1 pseudogene is annotated in these 542 nt (G+C 42.1%); it reads right to left on the bottom strand.

Annotated features, from left to right (window positions below):
• Positions 1-159 precede the first annotated feature (159 nt).
• A pseudogene (locus tag AC4GME_RS17175) lies at positions 160-542 on the bottom strand (hypothetical protein); the annotation flags it as partial.

Here is a 542-nt window from a genome sequence, read left to right as displayed (position 1 = left end):
CGTTGCAGCAGCGCTTTTTTCGCCTTATGGCGATTAAACAACAAGGTGGAAAATTCGCAATACTGGTGCTGGGCAATGGCGTGTTGCTGGTAGCCGCATTGGGATTATCGGCTTGCCAATAACAGTTCAAAAGATAAATGAGGAAGAATATTGCATTAATTATTCAAGCACTTTTTTCTGTTGGATAAGCAGATAAGCCCCCCAGATATAACTTACAAAAATAATAATACAGCCGATGCTGAAACTGGCATTCGCTATCGTTTGCGTATGCTGTAAATTTCCCGTCATGGTTAACAGGTTTCCCCAGTCATGGCTTTCATCCCCTTTGTTAAGAATTAAGGGTAAGGCTCGAAGCTGCGCATCAGCAATATAGGGGCTGACATCGATAAAGTTTTGACCGCACCACCAAAGCATTATGGATGCCCCGAAATTATCTTTTTGTTGGATAGAAAAAGCCAAAAGTATTAATAACGGAAGTAGTACCTGAAACAGGCTGCCGCCTAAAATGCTCCAAAAGTGCCCGAAAGGCATAAACAATACAT

It is taken from the genome of Psychromonas sp. (genome assembly GCF_983033635.1).
The sequence above is the reverse complement of the archived record's forward strand: the minus strand, read 5'-3'. Positions and strand labels throughout refer to the sequence as shown.